The organism is Streptomyces sp. PSU-S4-23 (assembly GCF_055632315.1).
The window spans coordinates 8,378,762-8,396,699 of the sequence record NZ_JBVMUU010000002.1; the positions used below are offsets into that span (position 1 = coordinate 8,378,762).

The 17,938-nt window shown below is 73.0% G+C and carries 18 protein-coding genes; 8 read left to right on the plus strand and 10 right to left on the minus strand.

The features are described 5' to 3' along the window. Nucleotides 1-274 precede the first annotated feature (274 nt). Both ACZ79I_RS37855 and ACZ79I_RS37860 read left to right on the plus strand, forming a co-directional pair. A complete protein-coding gene (locus ACZ79I_RS37855) occupies nucleotides 275-1,855 on the plus strand; it encodes an IS1182 family transposase (protein WP_471504790.1) in 1,581 nt (526 codons plus the stop codon). A 74-nt stretch (nucleotides 1,856-1,929) separates the two neighbouring features. Further along, nucleotides 1,930-2,682: a class I SAM-dependent methyltransferase gene (locus tag ACZ79I_RS37860; protein ID WP_471504042.1), complete on the plus strand. Its 753-nt coding sequence runs from the start codon at nucleotides 1,930-1,932 to the stop codon at nucleotides 2,680-2,682. Between the two features lie 213 nt (nucleotides 2,683-2,895). Here ACZ79I_RS37860 and ACZ79I_RS37865 read toward each other — a convergent pair whose 3' ends face one another. The 5 genes from ACZ79I_RS37865 to ACZ79I_RS37885 form a co-directional block, all read right to left on the minus strand. Then, complete coding sequence (locus ACZ79I_RS37865; protein ID WP_471504044.1) at nucleotides 2,896-3,630, minus strand: GntR family transcriptional regulator; 735 nt, start codon at nucleotides 3,628-3,630, stop codon at nucleotides 2,896-2,898. 144 nt (nucleotides 3,631-3,774) lie between these two features. Continuing rightward, a complete protein-coding gene (locus ACZ79I_RS37870; RefSeq protein WP_471504046.1) occupies nucleotides 3,775-4,944 on the minus strand; it encodes a serine hydrolase domain-containing protein in 1,170 nt (389 codons plus the stop codon). A gap of 112 nt (nucleotides 4,945-5,056) precedes the next feature. Then, complete coding sequence (locus tag ACZ79I_RS37875; RefSeq protein ID WP_471504048.1) at nucleotides 5,057-5,461, minus strand: nuclear transport factor 2 family protein; 405 nt, start codon at nucleotides 5,459-5,461, stop codon at nucleotides 5,057-5,059. A 17-nt stretch (nucleotides 5,462-5,478) separates the two neighbouring features. Then, nucleotides 5,479-6,444, minus strand: coding sequence for an acetylxylan esterase (locus ACZ79I_RS37880; RefSeq protein WP_471504050.1), 966 nt, complete (start codon nucleotides 6,442-6,444; stop codon nucleotides 5,479-5,481). Nucleotides 6,445-6,533: 89 nt separating this feature from the next. After that, nucleotides 6,534-7,118, minus strand: coding sequence for an Rv1733c family protein (locus tag ACZ79I_RS37885; protein WP_471504052.1), 585 nt, complete (start codon nucleotides 7,116-7,118; stop codon nucleotides 6,534-6,536). 601 nt (nucleotides 7,119-7,719) lie between these two features. Here ACZ79I_RS37885 and ACZ79I_RS37890 point away from each other — a divergent pair. From ACZ79I_RS37890 to ACZ79I_RS37900, 3 genes are all read left to right on the plus strand, one after another. After that, nucleotides 7,720-8,496 carry a putative protein N(5)-glutamine methyltransferase gene (locus tag ACZ79I_RS37890; protein WP_471504054.1) on the plus strand — a complete coding sequence of 259 codons (777 nt, stop codon included), beginning with the start codon at nucleotides 7,720-7,722 and terminating at the stop codon, nucleotides 8,494-8,496. Nucleotides 8,497-8,595: 99 nt separating this feature from the next. After that, nucleotides 8,596-10,611 carry an FAD-dependent oxidoreductase gene (locus ACZ79I_RS37895; RefSeq protein ID WP_471504056.1) on the plus strand — a complete coding sequence of 672 codons (2,016 nt, stop codon included), beginning with the start codon at nucleotides 8,596-8,598 and terminating at the stop codon, nucleotides 10,609-10,611. A gap of 29 nt (nucleotides 10,612-10,640) precedes the next feature. Next, the gene (locus ACZ79I_RS37900; RefSeq protein ID WP_471504058.1) at nucleotides 10,641-11,204 is read left to right on the plus strand and encodes a PadR family transcriptional regulator; all 564 of its coding nucleotides are present in this window, start codon (nucleotides 10,641-10,643) and stop codon (nucleotides 11,202-11,204) included. Between the two features lie 50 nt (nucleotides 11,205-11,254). Here the strand turns inward: ACZ79I_RS37900 and ACZ79I_RS37905 are convergent, their stop codons facing one another. After that, a complete protein-coding gene (locus ACZ79I_RS37905; RefSeq protein ID WP_471504060.1) occupies nucleotides 11,255-12,226 on the minus strand; it encodes a fibronectin type III domain-containing protein in 972 nt (323 codons plus the stop codon). A gap of 363 nt (nucleotides 12,227-12,589) precedes the next feature. Between ACZ79I_RS37905 and ACZ79I_RS37910 the strand changes: the two genes are divergently transcribed. Continuing rightward, nucleotides 12,590-13,327 carry a glycoside hydrolase family 75 protein gene (locus ACZ79I_RS37910; RefSeq protein WP_471504063.1) on the plus strand — a complete coding sequence of 246 codons (738 nt, stop codon included), beginning with the start codon at nucleotides 12,590-12,592 and terminating at the stop codon, nucleotides 13,325-13,327. Between the two features lie 44 nt (nucleotides 13,328-13,371). On the opposite strand, the gene ACZ79I_RS37915 is transcribed toward ACZ79I_RS37910, so the two are convergent. From ACZ79I_RS37915 to trxA, 4 genes are all read right to left on the minus strand, one after another. Further along, nucleotides 13,372-13,788 carry a PTS-dependent dihydroxyacetone kinase phosphotransferase subunit DhaM gene (locus ACZ79I_RS37915; protein ID WP_471504065.1) on the minus strand — a complete coding sequence of 139 codons (417 nt, stop codon included), beginning with the start codon at nucleotides 13,786-13,788 and terminating at the stop codon, nucleotides 13,372-13,374. Beyond that, nucleotides 13,781-14,380, minus strand: a complete 600-nt coding sequence (gene dhaL / locus ACZ79I_RS37920) for a dihydroxyacetone kinase subunit DhaL (RefSeq protein ID WP_471505482.1) — start codon at nucleotides 14,378-14,380, stop codon at nucleotides 13,781-13,783. Before dhaL ends, ACZ79I_RS37915 begins: the two co-directional genes overlap by 8 nt. A gap of 35 nt (nucleotides 14,381-14,415) precedes the next feature. Beyond that, nucleotides 14,416-15,408, minus strand: coding sequence for a dihydroxyacetone kinase subunit DhaK (gene dhaK / locus ACZ79I_RS37925; protein ID WP_471504068.1), 993 nt, complete (start codon nucleotides 15,406-15,408; stop codon nucleotides 14,416-14,418). Nucleotides 15,409-15,703: 295 nt separating this feature from the next. Beyond that, entirely contained in the window at nucleotides 15,704-16,027 is a 324-nt protein-coding gene (gene trxA / locus ACZ79I_RS37930; protein ID WP_471504070.1) for a thioredoxin, read from the minus strand. Between the two features lie 207 nt (nucleotides 16,028-16,234). Between trxA and ACZ79I_RS37935 the strand changes: the two genes are divergently transcribed. Both ACZ79I_RS37935 and ACZ79I_RS37940 read left to right on the plus strand, forming a co-directional pair. Beyond that, entirely contained in the window at nucleotides 16,235-16,609 is a 375-nt protein-coding gene (locus tag ACZ79I_RS37935) for a four-helix bundle copper-binding protein (protein WP_471504072.1), read from the plus strand. Between the two features lie 125 nt (nucleotides 16,610-16,734). Further along, on the plus strand, nucleotides 16,735-17,913 hold the full coding sequence (locus ACZ79I_RS37940; protein ID WP_471504074.1) for an acyl-CoA dehydrogenase family protein: 1,179 nt from the start codon (nucleotides 16,735-16,737) through the stop codon (nucleotides 17,911-17,913). Nucleotides 17,914-17,938 lie beyond the last annotated feature (25 nt).

Sequence of the window (17,938 nt, forward strand, 5' to 3'; positions counted from 1 at the left end):
CCAGGTGTCACCGCCTTGCCACCGGGCCCTGTCGTCACATTCCGGTCCGCCGTGCGACGCGATGCACGCTCCCCCAGCTCTTCGAGCGGGGGTATCCCCACTCGCCGCGCCGGGGCCAGACCGCGGTGCCCGCACGACGCCGCGCGGCCCGCCCCGCGCGGCCCGCCCATCGGGTGGACGACGGGAATGCGACGACAGGGCCTAGAAGGCTCATGAAGATCTTGGTGTTCTGGCCCCGCCGCGTGAGCGGTGGGGCCAGACTCGTTTTGTGGTGATGGGGGAATGGGCCGGGGAGACGGTCGGGCCGGATGTGTGGGAGACCTGCCGGGAGTTGATCCCGGCAGGGAGTGTGTTCGCGTTCCTGGCCGAGCACCGTGGTGCGCTGTTCCCGGCGGAGATGTTCGCGGACATGTACCCCTCGGCGAACGGGCGGCCGAGCATGCCGCCGCAGATCCTTGCCTCGGCGATCACGCTGCAGGCCCTGCATGGGCTGTCGGACTTCGAGACGGTTCAGGAACTGCGGTGTGACCTGCGGTGGAAGGCCGCGTGCGGGCTGGGCCTGCATGACATGGCGTTCGATGCGTCGCTGCTGGCCTACTTCCGCCGTCGGCTGTCTCGCTCGGTGCGCCCGAACCGCGTGTTCGAGGCCGTGCGGGAGGTGGTGAAGGCCACCGGGGTGCTCAAGGGCAAGCACCGGCGGGCTTTGGACTCGACCGTGCTGGACGACGCGGTCGCCACGCAGGACACCGTCACCCAGATCATCGCTGCCGTCCGCGCGGTGATCCGCGAGGTTCCCGGCGCGGCCGAGGTGACGGCCGTGCAGTGCACCGCCCACGACTACACCGATCCCGGCAAGCCCCGCATCGCCTGGAACGATCAGCAGGCCCGCGCTGATCTCGTCGATGCCCTGGTCGGTGACGCGCTCAGGCTGCTGGGGCATCTGCCCGAGCAGGAGCTGGGCGAGAAGGCGGCGAACGCGGTCGGCCTGCTGGCCCTGGTCGCCGGGCAGGATGTCGAGCCGGCCAAGGACTCCGACGGCCGTGACGGGCGCTGGCGCATCACCCGCGGCACCGCCTACGACCGGACGCTCTCCACCGTCGATCCCGAATCCCGGCACGTCCACAAAACCCGTACCCACCAGCAGGACGGGTACAAAGCCCACCTCGCGATCGAGCCGGAGACCGGGTTATACACCGCCGTCGCCCTCACGCCCGGAGCCGGGCCCGAGCACCACGAGGCGGCCGTCGGCCTGGAACTGCTTGCCGACGAGGACAGCCCACTGGACGTCTTCGGCGACACCGCCTACTCCACCGGCGACGCCCGCCACAGACACGATGGCGCAGGTCACCGACTGTTCCTCAAACCCGCCCCGCTACGGCCCGCCGTCCCCGGCGGCTTCACCCTTGATGACTTCGCCATCGACACCACCGCAGCCCTGGTGACCTGCCCCGCCGGGCACACCGTCCCGCTCTCGGCACCCGGCGGCCGGCACGACCAGCGCACCGCCTCCTTCAAGGACGTGTGCACCGGCTGCCCCCTGCGCGAGCGGTGCACCAAAGCCAAGGCCGGACGCGTGGTGACCATCCGCCCGCACCACGACCTCCAGACCGCCGCCCGCCACCAAGCCGCCACCGACCCCGACTGGCAAGCCGACTACCGCCGCTGGCGACCACCGGTCGAACGCGCCGTCGCCTGGCTCGTCCACCACGGCAACCGCCGCCTGCGCTACCGCGGCACCATCGCCAACAACGCCTGGCTCCACACCCGAGCAGCCGCCCTCAACCTCCGCCGACTGATCAACCTCGGACTCACCCACACCCGCGGCCACTGGCAACTCGCCCCAGCCACCCCATAGCGAACAGGGACTGCCCGCCCACGGCCGGACAGCCCCACACCCAAGATCTTCATGAGCCTTCTAGGCTGGCCGTGATGTTCTCCCCGCACGGTCCCACCGTCCGCGAGCTGGCCGTTCAGGCGCTGTCCTCGGTCGAGCGCGGCTACGACCTGCTCGCGCCCAAGTTCGACCTCACTCCCTTCCGGACGCCGGACGCCGTCCTGGACGCCGTGGCGGAGGCCCTGGCGGCCAGGGGGCCCTTCGACCGCGGGCTCGACCTGTGCTGCGGCACGGGCGCGGGCACGGACGTGCTGCGCACGGTGTGCCGGGAGAGCGTCACCGGGGTGGACTTCAGCGCGGGGATGCTCGCCGTGGGGCGGAAGCAGGTGCCGGCCGACGCGCCGCCGCGCGTCGACTGGGTGCGCGGCGACGCGCGCGCCCTGCCCTTCGGCGCCGCCTTCGACCTCGTGGTGAGCTTCGGGGCGTTCGGGCACTTCGTGCCGGGGGAACTGCCCGGTCTGTTCGCCCAGGTCCACTCCGTGCTGCGGCCCGGCGGACGGTTCGCGTTCCCCATCGGGGCCCCGCCGGGCCCGGCCTCGCCCTGGTACTGGGCGCTGCTCGGCTTCGACACCGCGATGCGGGTGCGCAACGCCCTGTGGCGGCCTCCGTTCGTCATGTACTACCGGACGTTCCGGTTCGCTGACGTACGGCGCGAGCTGACGTGCGCCGGCTTCACGGTGGAGCATCAGGCGCTGGAAGGCCTCGGCCGCCGGCCCGACGGCAGCCCGCGCTGTCGGCTGATCGTGGCCACGCACGAGAGCGGCGCGCCTCGGTCCCGGCCGGCCTGACCGCCTCGGCCCTGCCGCCGGCACCTCGGCACCCCCGGGACACCTCTCCGTCCACGACTCCATTTGTTTTTCCAACTCATCGGCCTCTAGTGAGTCCGCTTTTCAAGCTCTACTGTTCGGCTGCCCCTGCGCGGCCATGTGTGTGAGGAACCGCGATGAGCGCTGCACCCCGGGCCCCCGCGTCGTGCGGGGAGGAGGTCCGCGGCCGGGCGGTCATCCGGCGGCGGGCAGTGTGAACTCGTAGACCAGCGGGCACCGTTGGGCCTCCACCACCAGGTCGGTGATCTCCAGCGGCCGGTTCCACTGGTCGTGCACACGCCGGGTGACCCGCATGGACGGGGACATCGGGGTGATCGCGTCGCGGTGGTGCAGGGTCAGGCCGGCCGTGCGCATCCAGTCGTACGCCCGCCGCAGTTCGGCCGAGGCCCGCCCGTCGGCCCGGTCGCGGTAGCGGGCCAGCTCCGGCACCTCGGCGACGGCGACCGCGGAGAACGAGGTGACGGCCGTCCGCACGCCGCTTCCGTCCGCCGCGGCCGATGTGTAGCGGTGGACGAGGGTCGGCCGCCGCGGGGCGAGACCGAGCGCCCGGGCGTGCTCGGGTGAGGGCGCCTCCCAGGTGACGGTGGCCCGTCCGGCCTCGGTGCCGTGCGCCCCCACGGGAAAGGCCAGCGAGGGGACCTGTTCGGCCGTCGGGCCGGGCAGCATCGCGTGACTGCCGCGGCGGTCGGTGGCGACCAGACCGCCGCGGCGCAGGATCTGCAGGGCCTGGCGCACGGTCTCCCGGCTGACCCGGAAGTGCGCGGCGAGCTGTCTCTCCCCGGGCAGCCGTTCACCCGGCGGGATGGTGCCGTCGCGCAACTCGCCCAGCAGGTCGGTGGCGATCCGCCAGTACAGCGGCTCGTCGCGCGGGCGGGGGAGAGGGTGGCCGGGACGGGTGGTGCGGGCCATGTCCGCGCCTCCTGGTGACAGAACGTAGCCGTGCTGAATCGGTGCGCGACCACATCTAGCATTGGTCTAAACCAGCAGGGAAGGGAGGTCCGGGAGTTCGGCCGGATCCGGTCCGTGCCGTCCGCGTCCACGCCGCCCGGCGCCTTACCGCAGCGCGCCGTACACGGCGTCGACGAGGGTCATCTTCCTCGGGTCGTCCGCGACATGAGGGCCCATGCGGTTCATGACATAGCCGAGGGAGACACCCGCCTCGGGATCCGCGAGCCCGCAGGAGCCGCCGAAGCCGTCGTGTCCGAAAGCCCTCGGGTTCGGCCCGTACGAGCCGTGGGGGCCGCTGAGCCACAGCCCGAGCGCGATCTCCGTGTCCCGCCCGAACCGGTCGCCCAGCACCAGGTCGCGGCAGCCGCCCTGTCCCTCGCGGACCCGCTCGGCGGCCTGGGGGGACAGCACCCGGAGCCCGCCCCACGACCCCCGCAGGGCGAAGATCCCGTACAGCGCCGCCACGGCGCGGGCCGTGCCGTGACCGTTGAGCGCCGGGAGCTCCGCGGCCCGCCAGGCGGGGCTGTTGGCCTGGGCGGCACCGACGACGGGATTGGCCAGCGCGGCCTGGGCCGCGGGCGCCAACCGGGCGAAGGCGGCCACCCGTTCCCCGCGGTCGGCCACCGGCGGCTGCACCAGCTCGGCCGCCCGGTGGGCCTCCTTCTCGGGAAGCCCGACGGTGAAGTCGATGCCGAGCGGCCCGGTCACCTCCTCGCGCAGGAACGCGCCCGGCAGCATCCCCGAGACCCGCCGGACCACCTCGCCCACCAGGAAACCGTAGGTCAGCGCGTGGTACCCGCTCCGCGTCCCCGGCTCCCACCAGGGCTCCTGCGCCGCGAGCCGGGCGGCGGTCAGCTCCCAGTCGTAGAGCTGTTCCACCGTGTGCCGCTCCCGCAGCCCCGACAGGCCCGCGCGGTGCGACAGCAGATGCCGCACCGGTACCGACTCCTTGCCCGCGGCCGCGAACTCGGGCCAGTACGCGGCCACCGGCGCGTCGAGGTCGACCATGCCGCGGTCGGCCAGGATGTGCAGGCACAGGGCCGCCGGGCCCTTGGTCGTGGACCAGACGTTGACCACGGTGTCGCGCTCCCAGGGACGTGTGCGCGCCGCGTCGGCCCAGCCGCCCCACAGGTCCACCACCGTCTCGCCGTTCAGCGTGACGGCGACCGCCGCGCCCAGCTCCTCCCGTTCCCGGATGTTCTCCTCGAACGCCCTGCGCACCGCCGCGAAACGCGGGTCGCACCGGCCGTCGACGTGGGGCACGTGCTGGGGCATGGGTCCTCCGTGGTCCGTCGCGGGTAGACCCGGCCGGGACGGTCGGGTGTGATGAACGTACCGACTGGTCGGACTGGGGGGAAGCCGTGTCAGCCGGAGAACGGCAGCCGTGTCAGGTGAAGAACAGCGGACCGGCCGGCTCCCGGTGGCCGGTGACGGTGTGCCAGTAGTCCCGTGTCTCCACCGCCAGACCCTTCGCGTCGAAGCGGACGAACACGCAGCCCGCGAGGGTCGAGGGGGTGCCGTCCTCCTCGGTCAGCACCCGGAACTCCGCGACCGCCCGCCCCTGCGGGCCGGTGATCGGCTCGGAGAAACGGACGTCCAGCGTCCGCTCGCCGGCGAACGACCACCGCAGGTACGCGGCGAGCTCGTCCCGCCCCCGGTGCGGCGTGCGGAACGGCATCGACCGGTGGACGCAGTCCTCCGCGTACAGGGCGAGGATCGCGTCCACGTCGTGTGCCGCCCAGGCCCGCTGCCACACCGCTGTGAACCTGTGCGCCGCCTCGGACGTGCCCATCGTGTCCATACGGCGGCTCAGAAACGGGCCGGGAGCCAGCGCAGCTTGACCGCCTCCTGGTAGGGGCCGCCGCCCTCGTGGTCGTTGAAGTCGTACACCTCGATGGTCTTGTCCTCGTGCGCCCACGCGTTGAACGCGGCGAAGACCGTGGACGGCGGGCACGTCTGGTCCTCCAGCGCCGCCGAGAACAGGGCGGGCGCCCGGCCGCGCGCGGCGAAGTGCACACCGTCGAAGTACGACAGCGTCCGCATCACCCGCTCGGTGCGGCCGCGGTGCGTCCTGAGGTAGTTGCCGATCTCCCGGTACGGGTCGCGGTCGGTGAGCGTCGTCGCCCGGGGGAAGTCGCACAGGAACGGCACGTCCGGGGCGAGTGCCACCAGGTCCGGGACGAGACCGCCGACCGCGATCGTGAGGCCGCCGCCCTGGCTGGCGCCGACCACCGCGGTGCGGGACGCGTCCGTCAGCGGGTGCGCGCGGGCCGCCTCCACGGCCCGCACCCCGTCTGCGAACAGCCGCCGGTAGTAGTAGGTTTCGGGATCCTCGACCCCTCGTGTCATGAACCCGGGGAAGGCCGGTGCGCTGCCCACCGGGTCCGGCGTCTCGCCCCCGCCCCAGGCGCTGCCCTGTCCCCGCGTGTCCATCACGAAGTGCGCGCAGCCCGCCGAGGCCCACAGCAGGTGCATGTGCGGCAGGGCACGGCCGCCGCCGTAACCGAGGAACTCCACGACCGTGGGCAGCGGCCCGTCCGCGGACGCCGGCACGCTCAGCCAGCCCTTCACCGGATGGCCGCCGAATCCGGCGAACGTCACGTCGTACACCCGGAGCGTCTTCAGCCCCGTCTCCACGGGCTCGAAGCGGGCGCCCAGGTCGTGTTCGCGTGTGTCCTGCAGCGTCGTGGTCCAGAACGCGTCGAAGTCCGCGGGCTCGGTTGAGGCGCTGCGGTACTCGCGGAGTTCGTCGAGCGGCAGGTCGAACAAGGCCATCGAGGACCACCTTTGACGTCGGCAGTGCGATGATCACACCGTACGGTGGCCCCGTGGGAGTCGCCAGACCTCGTTTCCGCTGCTCCCGGTCACGCCGTGCGCCGGCCCCAGTCCGGTCCCGTACGGGCCCACTCGGCCTCCCACTCCGCCATGCGGTGCCGCTCGGCGACGCGGCCGATCACGGTGCGGCCCAGGAGGACGGCCCCGGCCGCACCGCCCGCGGCCCACACACCGGCCGCCAGGGCGTGCTGCCAGACCGCGGCGTCGGTCGGCGGCGGGGCGACGCCGCGCCCCTCGGCGTCCAGCCACACCTCCACCCGGTCGCCCCGCCGTGAGCCCGCCGGAACCTCGGCGAGCGTGGTCCGCGTGCCCTTGCCCGGCTCGGTCCAGCGCACCTTCACCGGGTACAGGGGCCGCCTGCCGCCCTCCGTCGAGGGCGCCGCGGCCGGGGCGTCCTCGGCCGGCACCGCGGGCACCGGATGGCGGCCGGCGCGCTGGGCCGTCTGCGTCGCGCGCGCGGTGTCGTACGCCCACCGGCCCACCGCCGTGCCGACGAGCGGTGCCCCGGCGAACAGCAGAACGACGACGATCAGGGCCGTCCACGCCTCGACGACGTCCGACCGGCGGCGCAGCGGATTGCGCCGCCAGCGCCAGCCGCGCATCCGGGTTCGCATCTCGACCTCCTTGCCACCGCGTCCCATCCCGCGGACGGGCGTCCGCCCCGGAGGGACCGCGCCGCGCCGGGACCGGGCCATGCCCGTCGTGCCGGACCGGACATGCTCTTCGGCCCCCCGGCCGGTGAATCGCTCGCCCCCCGAACCGTGGACGGCCGCTCGCGGACGACTGCGCATACGGTGCGGGCCGCTTCCGTCCTGAAGCAGCCTTTTCTGCTCATTGTCCTCTTCGGCGAAGTTCCCGGCCATTTGCCCGTGAAACCCTTCGGTCCGGTCCGCGCCCACGCGCGACCGCGGCGTCGTCCCGCCCCGTCGCGGCGGTCCCGCCGGACTGCTCGGCCGTCTTCACGGGAGCTCCCCCGGCCCTCTGGTCGCGGAACACGGCCTGGTGCCGGAGCGGCGGCCGCGGCGGCCCGCGTCCGGCCGCTCCTGCTAAGGTGACCGTCCCAGCCGCGGACCGTCCCGGCCTGGTCGTGGCCCAGGAGGTGAGACCCATTTCCACTGTGTCGGCTCGGGTGCTCTCACCTCGCATCAGTGCGGGTCACCGGCGGTAGGTGACCGCGAGGGCGCCCTTCGGTCAACCGAAAGGCATCTCGGCTCCATGCCACCACTGTCGCGCTCCCATGTCGTCCGCGCGCTCCGTTCCGCCGGCTGCGTCTTCGCCGAGGACGAGACGGAACTGATCCTCTCCACCGCCCGCACACCCGACGAGGCGGCCGTCATGGTCGACCGGCGCGCCGCGGGCCTGCCCCTCGAACACGTCCTGGGCTGGGCCGGGTTCCACGGACTGCGGGTCACCGTGGAACCCGGCGTCTTCGTGCCCCGCCGCCGCACCGAGTTCCTCGTCGACCAGGCCATCGCCCTCGGGCGGAACGCCTCGCTCGTCGTCGACCTGTGCTGCGGCTCGGGCGCGGTCGGCGCCGCCCTCGCCGCGGCCCTCGACGGGCCCGAACTGCACGCAGCGGACATCGACCCGGCCGCGGTGCGCTGCGCGCGCCGCAATGTCGCCGCGTACGGCGGCCGGGTGCACGAGGGCGACCTGTTCGCCGCACTCCCGGACGGACTGCGCGGCCGCGTCGACATCCTGGCCGCCAACGTCCCCTACGTCCCCACGGACGAGGTCGCGCTGCTGCCTGCCGAGGCCCGCGACCACGAACCCCTGCGCGCCCTGGACGGAGGTGCGGACGGGCTCGACGTGCTGCGCAGGGTCGCCGCCGGGGCGCCGCGGTGGCTGGCGCCCGGCGGCAGCCTGCTCGTGGAGGCGAGCGAACGCCAGGTTCCCGCGGCCGTGGAGGCGTTCACCCGCGGTGGGCTCGACGTCCGGCTCGTCGTCTCGACGGAGTTGTGGGCCCATGTCCTGATCGGCACCAGGCGGTAGCGGTCCGGCGGGACGACGGCACCCCGGTTATGCAACTAGTTGCATAACCGGGGTGCCGTCGTCTACAACAGAGGGACGACACGCCGTACGGAGGGCCCGATGAGCCACTACCCGCATCTGCTGAGCCCGCTCGACCTGGGCTTCACCACCCTGCCCAACCGCGTGCTCATGGGATCGATGCACGTCGGCCTGGAGGAGGCCGAGCACGGCTTCGAGCGCATGGCCGCGTTCTACGCCGAGCGGGCGCGTGGGGGAGTGGGCCTCATCGTCACCGGGGGCATCGCACCCAACGAGGCGGGTCGCCCGTACGAGGGCGGCGCCAAGCTCACCACCGAGGAGGAGGCCGAGCGGCACCGCGTCGTCACCGAGGCCGTGCACCGCGCGGGCGGCAGGATCGCGATGCAGATCCTCCACTTCGGCCGGTACGCCTACCACCAGGACCTCGTGGCGCCGAGCGCGCTCCAGGCCCCGATCAGCCCGTACGTCCCGCACGCGCTCACCGACGCCGAGGTCGAGCAGACGATCGACGACTACGCGCGCGCCGCCCGCCTGGCCCGGCAGGCGGGCTACGACGGGGTCGAGATCATGGGCTCCGAGGGCTACCTCATCAACGAGTTCATCGCCGCCGGGACCAACCGGCGCGAGGACCGCTGGGGCGGGTCGTACGAGAACCGGACGCGGTTCCCGCTGGAGATCGTCCGCCGGGTCCGCGAGGCCGTCGGCGAGGACTTCATCATCGTCTACCGGCTGTCCATGCTCGACCTGGTTCCCGGCGGGTCCTCCCTCGACGAGGTCGTCACGCTCGCCAAGGCGGTCGAGGCCGCCGGGGCGACCCTCATCAACACCGGTATCGGCTGGCACGAGGCCCGCATCCCGACCATCGCCACCTCCGTACCGCGCGGCGCATACACATGGGTGACCAAGAAGGTGATGGGTGCCGTCTCGATCCCGCTCGTGACCACCAACCGCATCAACACCCCCGAGGTCGCCGAGCGGCTGCTCGCCGAGGGCTGTGCCGACATGGTGTCCCTGGCCCGCCCGATGCTCGCCGACGCCGACTTCGTCGCCAAGGCCGCGGCGGGACGTCCCGAGACCATCAACACCTGCATCGGCTGCAACCAGGCGTGCCTCGACCACACCTTCAGCGGCAGGATCACCTCCTGCCTGGTCAACCCGCGCGCCTGCCACGAGACCGAGCTGGTCCTGTCCCCGGCCCGGCTGCGCAAGCGGGTGGCGGTGGTGGGCGCCGGACCCGCCGGGATGGCCTGCGCCCTCTCGGCCGCCGAGCGCGGCCACGACGTCACGCTCTACGACGCGGCGGGCGAGATCGGCGGCCAGCTCAACATCGCCCGCAGGGTCCCCGGCAAGCAGGAGTTCGACGAGACGCTCCGCTACTTCCGCACCCAGCTCGAACTGCGCGGTGTGGACGTCCGGTTGAACACCCGCGTCAGTGCCGGCGACCTGGCCGGCCACGACGAGGTCGTCGTCGCGACCGGGGTCGCCCCGCGCACCCCGGAGATCCCGGGCATCGACCATCCCAGCGTCGTCGGCTACCTCGACGTGCTGCGCGACGGCGTCCCCGTCGGGGAGCGCGTCGCGATCCTCGGCGCGGGCGGCATCGGCTTCGACGTCGCCGAGTACCTCACGGACGGCGGCGACAAGGCGAGCGAGGACCCGGCGACCTACTTCCGCCACTGGGGCGTCGACATGGACTACCGCGCCCCCGGCGGCCTCACCGCGCCCGAGCGGCCGGCCCCGCCGCGCACCGTCCACCTCCTGCAGCGCAAGACCTCCAAGGTCGGCGCGGGGCTCGGCAAGACCACCGGCTGGATCCACCGCACGGAGCTGAAGCACCGCGGCGTCACCATGGTTCCGGGGGTGGGCTACGACCGGATCGACGACGCCGGGCTCCACATCACCGTCGACGGCGCGAGCCGGGTCCTGGAGGTCGACACGATCGTGCTGTGCACCGGACAGGAGCCGTGCCGCGACCTCTACGAGGAACTGGTGGCCGCGGGCCGGACACCGCACCTCATCGGCGGCGCCGACGTGGCGGCGGAGCTGGACGCCAAGCGCGCGATCAAGCAGGGCACGGAACTGGCCGCGGCGCTGTAGGGCCGTGTGCCGCTCCCTAGGATGAGCTCATGTCACTCCCGCACGCGATCCTGACCGCCCTGCTGGAGAAGCCGTCGTCGGGACTCGAACTGACCCGTCGGTTCGACAGGTCGATCGGCTACTTCTGGTCGGCGACCCACCAGCAGATCTATCGCGAGCTGGGGCGGCTGGAGAGTGACGGCCTGATCCGCGCCCTCCCCACCGCACAGCCGGTCCGCGGGCAGAAGAAGTCGTACGAGGTCCTGCCCGCGGGCCGCGCCGAGCTCGCCCGCTGGACGTCCGCGCCCCAGGACCCCAAGCCGGTGCGCGACGTGCTGCTGCTGCGGCTGCGCGCCGCAGCCGTCGTCGGCACCGAGGGCATCGAGGCGGACCTGCACCGCCATCTCGCCCTCCACCAAGGCCAGTTGGCCGAGTACCTGGAGATCGAGAAACGTGACTTCGGGCCCGGCAGGGACTCCGCGCAGGACCGCATCCGGCATCTCGTGCTGCGGGCCGGCATCGACCTGGAGACCTTCTGGATCCAGTGGCTGACACACGCCCTGGGCGCGTTCGACGACCTGCCCGCCTCCGAAGAGCCTGACGTGCGGCGGTAGTCCGGCAGGCCGTGCGGGACACGCCACCGGCCGTCGTCACCGGCCCGCCGTCACCGGCCCGTCGTCACCGTCCGCTCGGGCGAGAAGCCGCCCCAGGTGCCGTCCGGCAGTTTCGCCCGGATCCGCACCCGGTGCGTGACCCCGGCCTCCCGGCCCACGTAGAAGCTGTAGGAGGCCGTGGTGCGCGGCGCCGTGCCGCCCCAGACGAGTGAGGTGGCCGGCTTCCCGTCGAGGTGGATCCCGTACTCCGTGATGACTCCGTCGGCGTCCGGGGGGACCCAGGACAGATCGAGGTAGTACGCCCCGTCGGCGCGGTGTGCCGTGGCACGGAAGCGGGTCGGGGCGGTGCCCCTGCCGTCGTCGGATCCGGGCGGCGTGGTCAGCCGCACGGTCCCGCTCGCCGGTGAGAGGTTGCCGGCCGCGTCGCGGGCCCGGACGGTGAACGCATAGCGGGTCCCCGCCCGCAGCCCGGTGATCACGGCCGTCGTCTGCCCGCCGCCCACGCTGTGGATCTTCGAGCCGCCCTGGTGGATGTCGTAGGAGACCACGCCCCGGTCGTCCGCCGACCGCCGCCAGGCCAGCCGGACCGCCCCGCTCCCGACGGCCCTGCCGCTCGCGCGTCCCGGCCGGGACGGGGGCCGTGTGTCGGCGGCGACGGCCGCCGGCGTGGTGGCACGGACCTCACGGCTCGCCGGGCCGAGGGCGCCGCCCGCGCCGCGGGCCCGCACGGTGAAGGTGTACGTCGTCGACGGCTCCAGCCGGGTGACGTCCACCATGTGCTCGTCGCCCGGCACCTCCTTCACCTTCGTGGTGCCGCGATAGACCTCGTACCGGGCGATCCCGGGATCGCCCGACAGCCGGGTCCACATCACGTGCACGCTTGTCGCGCTGCCGGCCACCGCCGTGACCCCCAGGGGCGCCTGGGGCGGCCGTCCGCCTCCCGCGTCGCCCTCGCCGCCCCAGGCGCAGGACGCCAGGAGCAGCAGCGAACCGCAGAGCACCGGCACCGGAACGCGTCGCACGGCCCGTCTCCCTCCACCGGATTGGTCTGTACCTTTATGGCATGACTGCTCCGATCGCGGCAAGAGTGCGGGCGATGAAAGGCGGTGTTCCCCCGGCGCACGCCGGGGCTACGTATGCTGGTGCCTGACACGGCGTGAACTTGCCTGCCACCCGCGGCAGTTCGTGCCCGACGGCGCGGTCCCGCTGTCGTCGCTGTTCCCGCGCCGGCGAGCGCGGTCGAGTGGCCGGGCAGGTCTCCCGGCCACTCGACCGCACCAAGGGGCTGTGCTCCGTCCGGTTCCCTCTTGGTGGACGAACCCCCGAACGTGGCACGTCTACGGGGTGGATGACCACCCGTCACCTCCGGAAGAGGGGCTCTCGTCGTGTTCGTTCCGCTGCTGCTGCCGGCCGCGGCCGGCGCCGCCCTGCTCGCCCCCGCCCTGCTCGCCCCCGCCCTGCTGCTGGCCGGCGCCCGGCCGCAGCAGCCCCCGGCCGCACACGAGGGCGCCGTGCGCGCCGCCGACCTGCTGGACGCGGTGCGCGACTGCGTCCAGGTGTCGCGCGGGCGCTACCGCAGCGACCAGGGCACCCCGGCGGACATCCCGGTCTGCGGGGCCCGCGGCGCCGTGTTCTGGAAGGCGGACATGGACACCGACTGCGACGGGCGGCCCGGCCCGGTGTGCAACCGGCGGACCGATCCGTCCTTCACCCCGGCCACCACGTACCAGCAGTCCGACGGACGGCATGTGAGCGCCGAGACCCTGCCGTACATCGTGGTGCCCGGTCCCAGCGCCATCTGGGACCACCGCAGATACGGCATCGGGGGCGGTTCCGTCGCCGCTGTGATCCTGCGGGGCCGCGTCCAGTACGCGGTCGTCGGCGACACGGGTCCCCGGGAGATCATCGGTGAGGCGTCGTACGCCACCGCCAGGGCCCTGGGCATCCGTCACGACCCGCGCACCGGCGGAGCCGACTCCGGGGTGACGTACATCGTCTTCAGGGACGCGCGCGTGTCCCGGCTCGAGGACCGCCGCGCGGCCAGGGAACGGGGGGAGGAGCTGGCGCGCAGGTTCCTGCGGGAGAACGGAGCCCGCGAGAGGAGCGGGCACGACGGGACATGACGCAGCCGCCGCCGGCCCGGGCCGGCGGCGGCTGCGTTCCGGGACTACTCCTTCCGGTACCCGTACGCCTCCTTGGCCGCCGCCTCCACCGCCGCCAGGTCCGCGCCCGCGGAGGCCGTGACCACCGCGGCGACCGCGCCCTCGACGAAGGGCGCGTCGACCAGCCGGGTGTTCTCCGGCAGTTCGTCCCCCTCCGCCAGCAGCGCCTTCACGGTGAGGACCGCACTGCCCAGGTCCATCAGCACGGCGACCCCGGCGCCCCGGTCCACGGAGGCGGCCGCGGCCGAGATCCGTTCGGCGCTCGTGCCGAACCCGCCGTCCTCCGTGCCGCCCGCCGCGGCGACGGGCGCGGTCGCCCCGCCGCCCGCCAGTGCCGTCGCCATGTCGGCGACCGACGCGGCGACCGCGGCGCTGTGCGAGACGAGCACGATGCCCACCGGCTTCTCGTCGGCGTCACTCACCGGCGGCCTCCACCAGTGCGGCGATCAGCAGGGCCGACGAGGTGGCGCCGGGATCCTGGTGCCCGATGCTGCGCTCACCGAGATAGCTCGCGCGGCCCTTGCGGGCCTGCAACGGCGTCGTCGCGACGGCGCCCTCCTCGGCGGCGGCCTTCGCGGCCTCGAACGAGGTGCCGAGCGCGTCCACCGCGGGCACCAGGGCGTCGATCATCGTCTTGTCGCCGGGCGAGGCCCCGCCCAGCGTCATGACCGCGTCCACGCCCGCCCCCAGCGCCTTCGCCAGCTGTTCCCCGGACACCTCGGCGGCGTCCCCGAGGGCCTTGCCGGTGCGGCGCAGCAGCGTGCCGTACAGCGGACCGGACGCTCCGCCGACCGTCGAGATCAGCTGCCGGGCCGCGAGCTGGAGAACCGCGCCGGGAGTGTCCGGCGCCTCCTTCTCCAGCGCGGTCACCACCGCGCGGAACCCGCGTTGCAGGTTGGTCCCGTGGTCGGCGTCGCCGATCGGCGAGTCGAGCGCGGTCAGCCGCTCGGCCTCGCGGTCGACGGACGCGGCGGCCGTCGCCATCCAGCGGCGGAAGAAGTCGGCGTCGAGCACTGAACCTCCTTGCATGGTATGGACGTTGACCTCACTCACCTGCCCCAGCGCAGCCCCGGCGTGCTGACCGGCGCGTCCCACAGGCGCAGTAGTTCCTCGTCGACCTGGCACAGGGTGACCGAGGCGCCCGCCATGTCGAGAGAGGTGACATAGTTGCCGACCAGGGTGCGGGCCACGGCGACGCCACGCTCGGTCAGCACCCGCTGCACCTCCGCGTTGTAGCCGTACAGCTCCAGCAGCGGGGTCGCGCCCATCCCGTTGACCAGGACCAGCACGGGGTTGCGCGGCTGCAGGTCGTCCAGCACGGCGTGCACCGAGAAGTCGGCGATCTCGCGGGAGGTCATCATCGGGCGGCGCTCGCGCCCCGGCTCGCCGTGGATGCCGATGCCCAACTCCAGTTCGCCGGGCGGCAGATCGAACGTCGGGGAGCCTTTCGCCGGAGTGGTGCAGGCGCTGAGGGCGACACCGAAGCTGCGGGAGTTGTCGTTGACCTGCCGGGCGATGGACTCCACGCGCTCCAGCGGCTGCCCCTCGTCCGCGGCCGCCCCCGCGATCTTCTCCACGAACAGGGTGGCGCCGGTGCCGCGCCGGCCCGCGGTGTAGAGGCTGTCGGTGACCGCCACGTCGTCGTTGACGAGGACCTTCGCGACCTGGATGCCCTCGTCCTCGGCGAGCTCGGCCGCCATGTCGAAGTTCAGCACGTCGCCGGTGTAGTTCTTCACGATGAACAGCACGCCCGCACCGCTGTCCACGGCCGCCGCCGCGCGCACCATCTGGTCGGGCACCGGGGAGGTGAACACCTCGCCGGGACAGGCGGCCGACAGCATGCCGGGGCCGACGAATCCTCCGTGCAGCGGCTCGTGCCCCGAGCCGCCGCCGGAGACCAGGGCGACCTTTCCGGCGACCGGGGCGTCACGCCGTACGATCACCCGGTTCTCCACGTCGACCGCAAGCTCGGGGTGGGCTGCCGCCATGCCCCGCAGCGCGTCCGCGACCACCGTTTCCGGGACGTTGATCAACATCCTCATGGGCTACCTCCTGGGAGCTTGACTGGCGAGCCTCTGGACCCGGCGTGGGTGGTGCCGGCCTCGCTGACGTGCCGTCAGGTGCGGGGGGACGGTGTCGTCGGTTCATTGTCGGAAAGTATCGGCGCTGAGGAGGCGATGGTCACGTGTGTCGACGTCCTCCGGTGCATACGGGTCACACGTCCGCCCGGTGGGACGCGGGAGTGCCGTCACCGACGGCGAAGGAGGGTGAGGGCAGAAGAAGGGTGAGGGCACACGGACGCCGACAGGGGCGTGGTGCGCCCCTGCCGGCGTCGGGTCAGGCGAGGTGGTCGGCGAGCTTGCGCTCGAGTGCGGCCTTGGACTTGGCGCCCACGACGGTCTTCACGACCTTGCCGCCCTTGAAGAGCTTCATCGTCGGGATGGACATGACCCGGTAGCGGGAGGCGGTTGCCCGGTTCTCGTCGATGTCGAGCTTGACGATGTCGATCTTGTCGCCGTGTTCCGCGGCGATCGCCTCCAGTACGGGGGCGACCTGGCGGCACGGGCCGCACCAGGCGGCCCAGAAGTCGACCAGGACAGGCTTGTCGCTGGCGAGGACATCGCGTTCGAAGGAATGGTCGGTGACGTTCTTGAGAGCCATACGGTGATTGTCTCCTGCGGCCGGGTGCCGTCGGACGGGGGCCGGAGGTGCCGCCCGGCCGGCGCGGGGCCTTGCCGGGGCCGGCGGCGGACGCTTGGTGTCAACTGGCGGTTGACGGCAGCAGTGGGTGTACCGGCCCCGCGGGGGGAACGGGCCGCGGGCCGGGACGCCGGGTTTGACGGGGTCGGCTCCGGCTACCCGGGCGAGGTGGCATCGACGACATCGCAACAGGAACTCATCCGCTTCCTGGAGGACCGCTTCGCCTGCGCACAGGCGTGTGTGCGGTGCGCGCGGGCGTGCGCGCTGCGGGCGAGTCTGGTGGATCCGGGCGGGAGCGAGGAACAGGAACACCTGCGCCGCAGGGGCATCATGATCGCGGAGGTCTGCGACGCGACCTGCCGCGTGCTGTCCGAACAGACCCGGCAGGACGAGGCCGGCATCCGCGGCCAGGTGGAGTGGTGCCGGGCCGTCTGTCTGGAGTGCGCTCACGTCTTCGACGCGGACCCCGGCGGCCGGGAAGCCGCGCAGGCCTGCCGGACGTGCGCCCGGGCCTGCACCGACCTGATCGACACCCTGGGCTGAGGGGACGGGCCGGCCGCCGGCCCGCGGGCGCGGCGGGCATTCCCCCCGCACCGGCATTCCCAATTTCTGAAACACGTTCTACGGTGTGCGCCGTCAGGACCTGCCCTGGGGAGCCTGGAGGCGCCGTGCATCTCGACTACACGCCCGAGCAGCAGCGGTTGCGCACCGAACTGCGTGGCTACTTCGCCGGCCTGGTGCCGGACAACGCCTACGCCCGCTACGCCGACCCGGCGGCGCAGAAGCGCTTCTACCGCGACACCATCCGCCGCCTCGGGGGTGACGGCTGGCTCGGCGTGGGCTGGCCGAAGGAGTACGGCGGTCGCGGCCTGACCCCCATGGAGCAGTTCATCTTCTTCGACGAGGCAGCCCAGGCAGGGGTGCCGCTGCCACTGATGGCCCTCAACACGGTCGGACCCACGCTCATGCAGTACGGCACGGACGAGCAGAAGGCGTACTTCCTGCCCAGGATCCTCTCCGGGGAGATCGACTTCGCGATCGGCTACAGCGAGCCGGACGCGGGCACGGACCTCGCGGCGCTCAGGACCCGGGCCGTCCGCGAGGGCGACGAGTACGTCGTCAACGGGCAGAAGATCTGGACCACCAACGGCGACACCGCCGACTGGGTGTGGCTCGCCGTGCGCACCGACCCGGAGGCACCGCCGCACAAGGGTATCACCATGCTGCTCGTGCCGACCTCCGACCCCGGCTACTCCTGCACCCTCATCAACACCCTCGCCTCCCACGACACCACCGCCAGCTACTACGAGAACATCCGCGTCCCCGTCTCCCGCCGCGTCGGCGAGGAGAACAAGGGCTGGCGGCTGATCACCAACCAGCTCAACCACGAACGCGTCACGCTCGCCGCGCACGGCACCATGGCCATCCGTGCCCTGCACGACGTGCAGCGCTGGGCCATGGAGACCAAGCTCGCCGACGGCCGCCGCGTGGTCGACCTGCCCTGGGTCCGGCGCGGCCTCGCCCGCACGCACACGCAGCTGGAGGCGATGAAGCTCCTCAACTGGCGGATGGTGAACGCGGTACAGGAGGGCACGCTCACCCCGCAGGATGCCTCCGCCGTCAAGGTCTACGGCTCCGAGGCCCGCCGCGACGCCTACGCCCGGCTCATGGAGATCGTCGCGGCCGCGGGGGCGCTGAAGGAGGGATCGGCGGGCGCCGTGCTCCACGGCGAGCTGGAACGCGGCTACCGCTCGGCCGTGATCTTCACCTTCGGCGGCGGGAACAACGAGATCCAGCGCGAGATCATCTCCTGGATCGGCCTGGGCATGCCCCGGGTGCGCAGGTGACCGTGCCGGCGTCGCCCGGGACCGG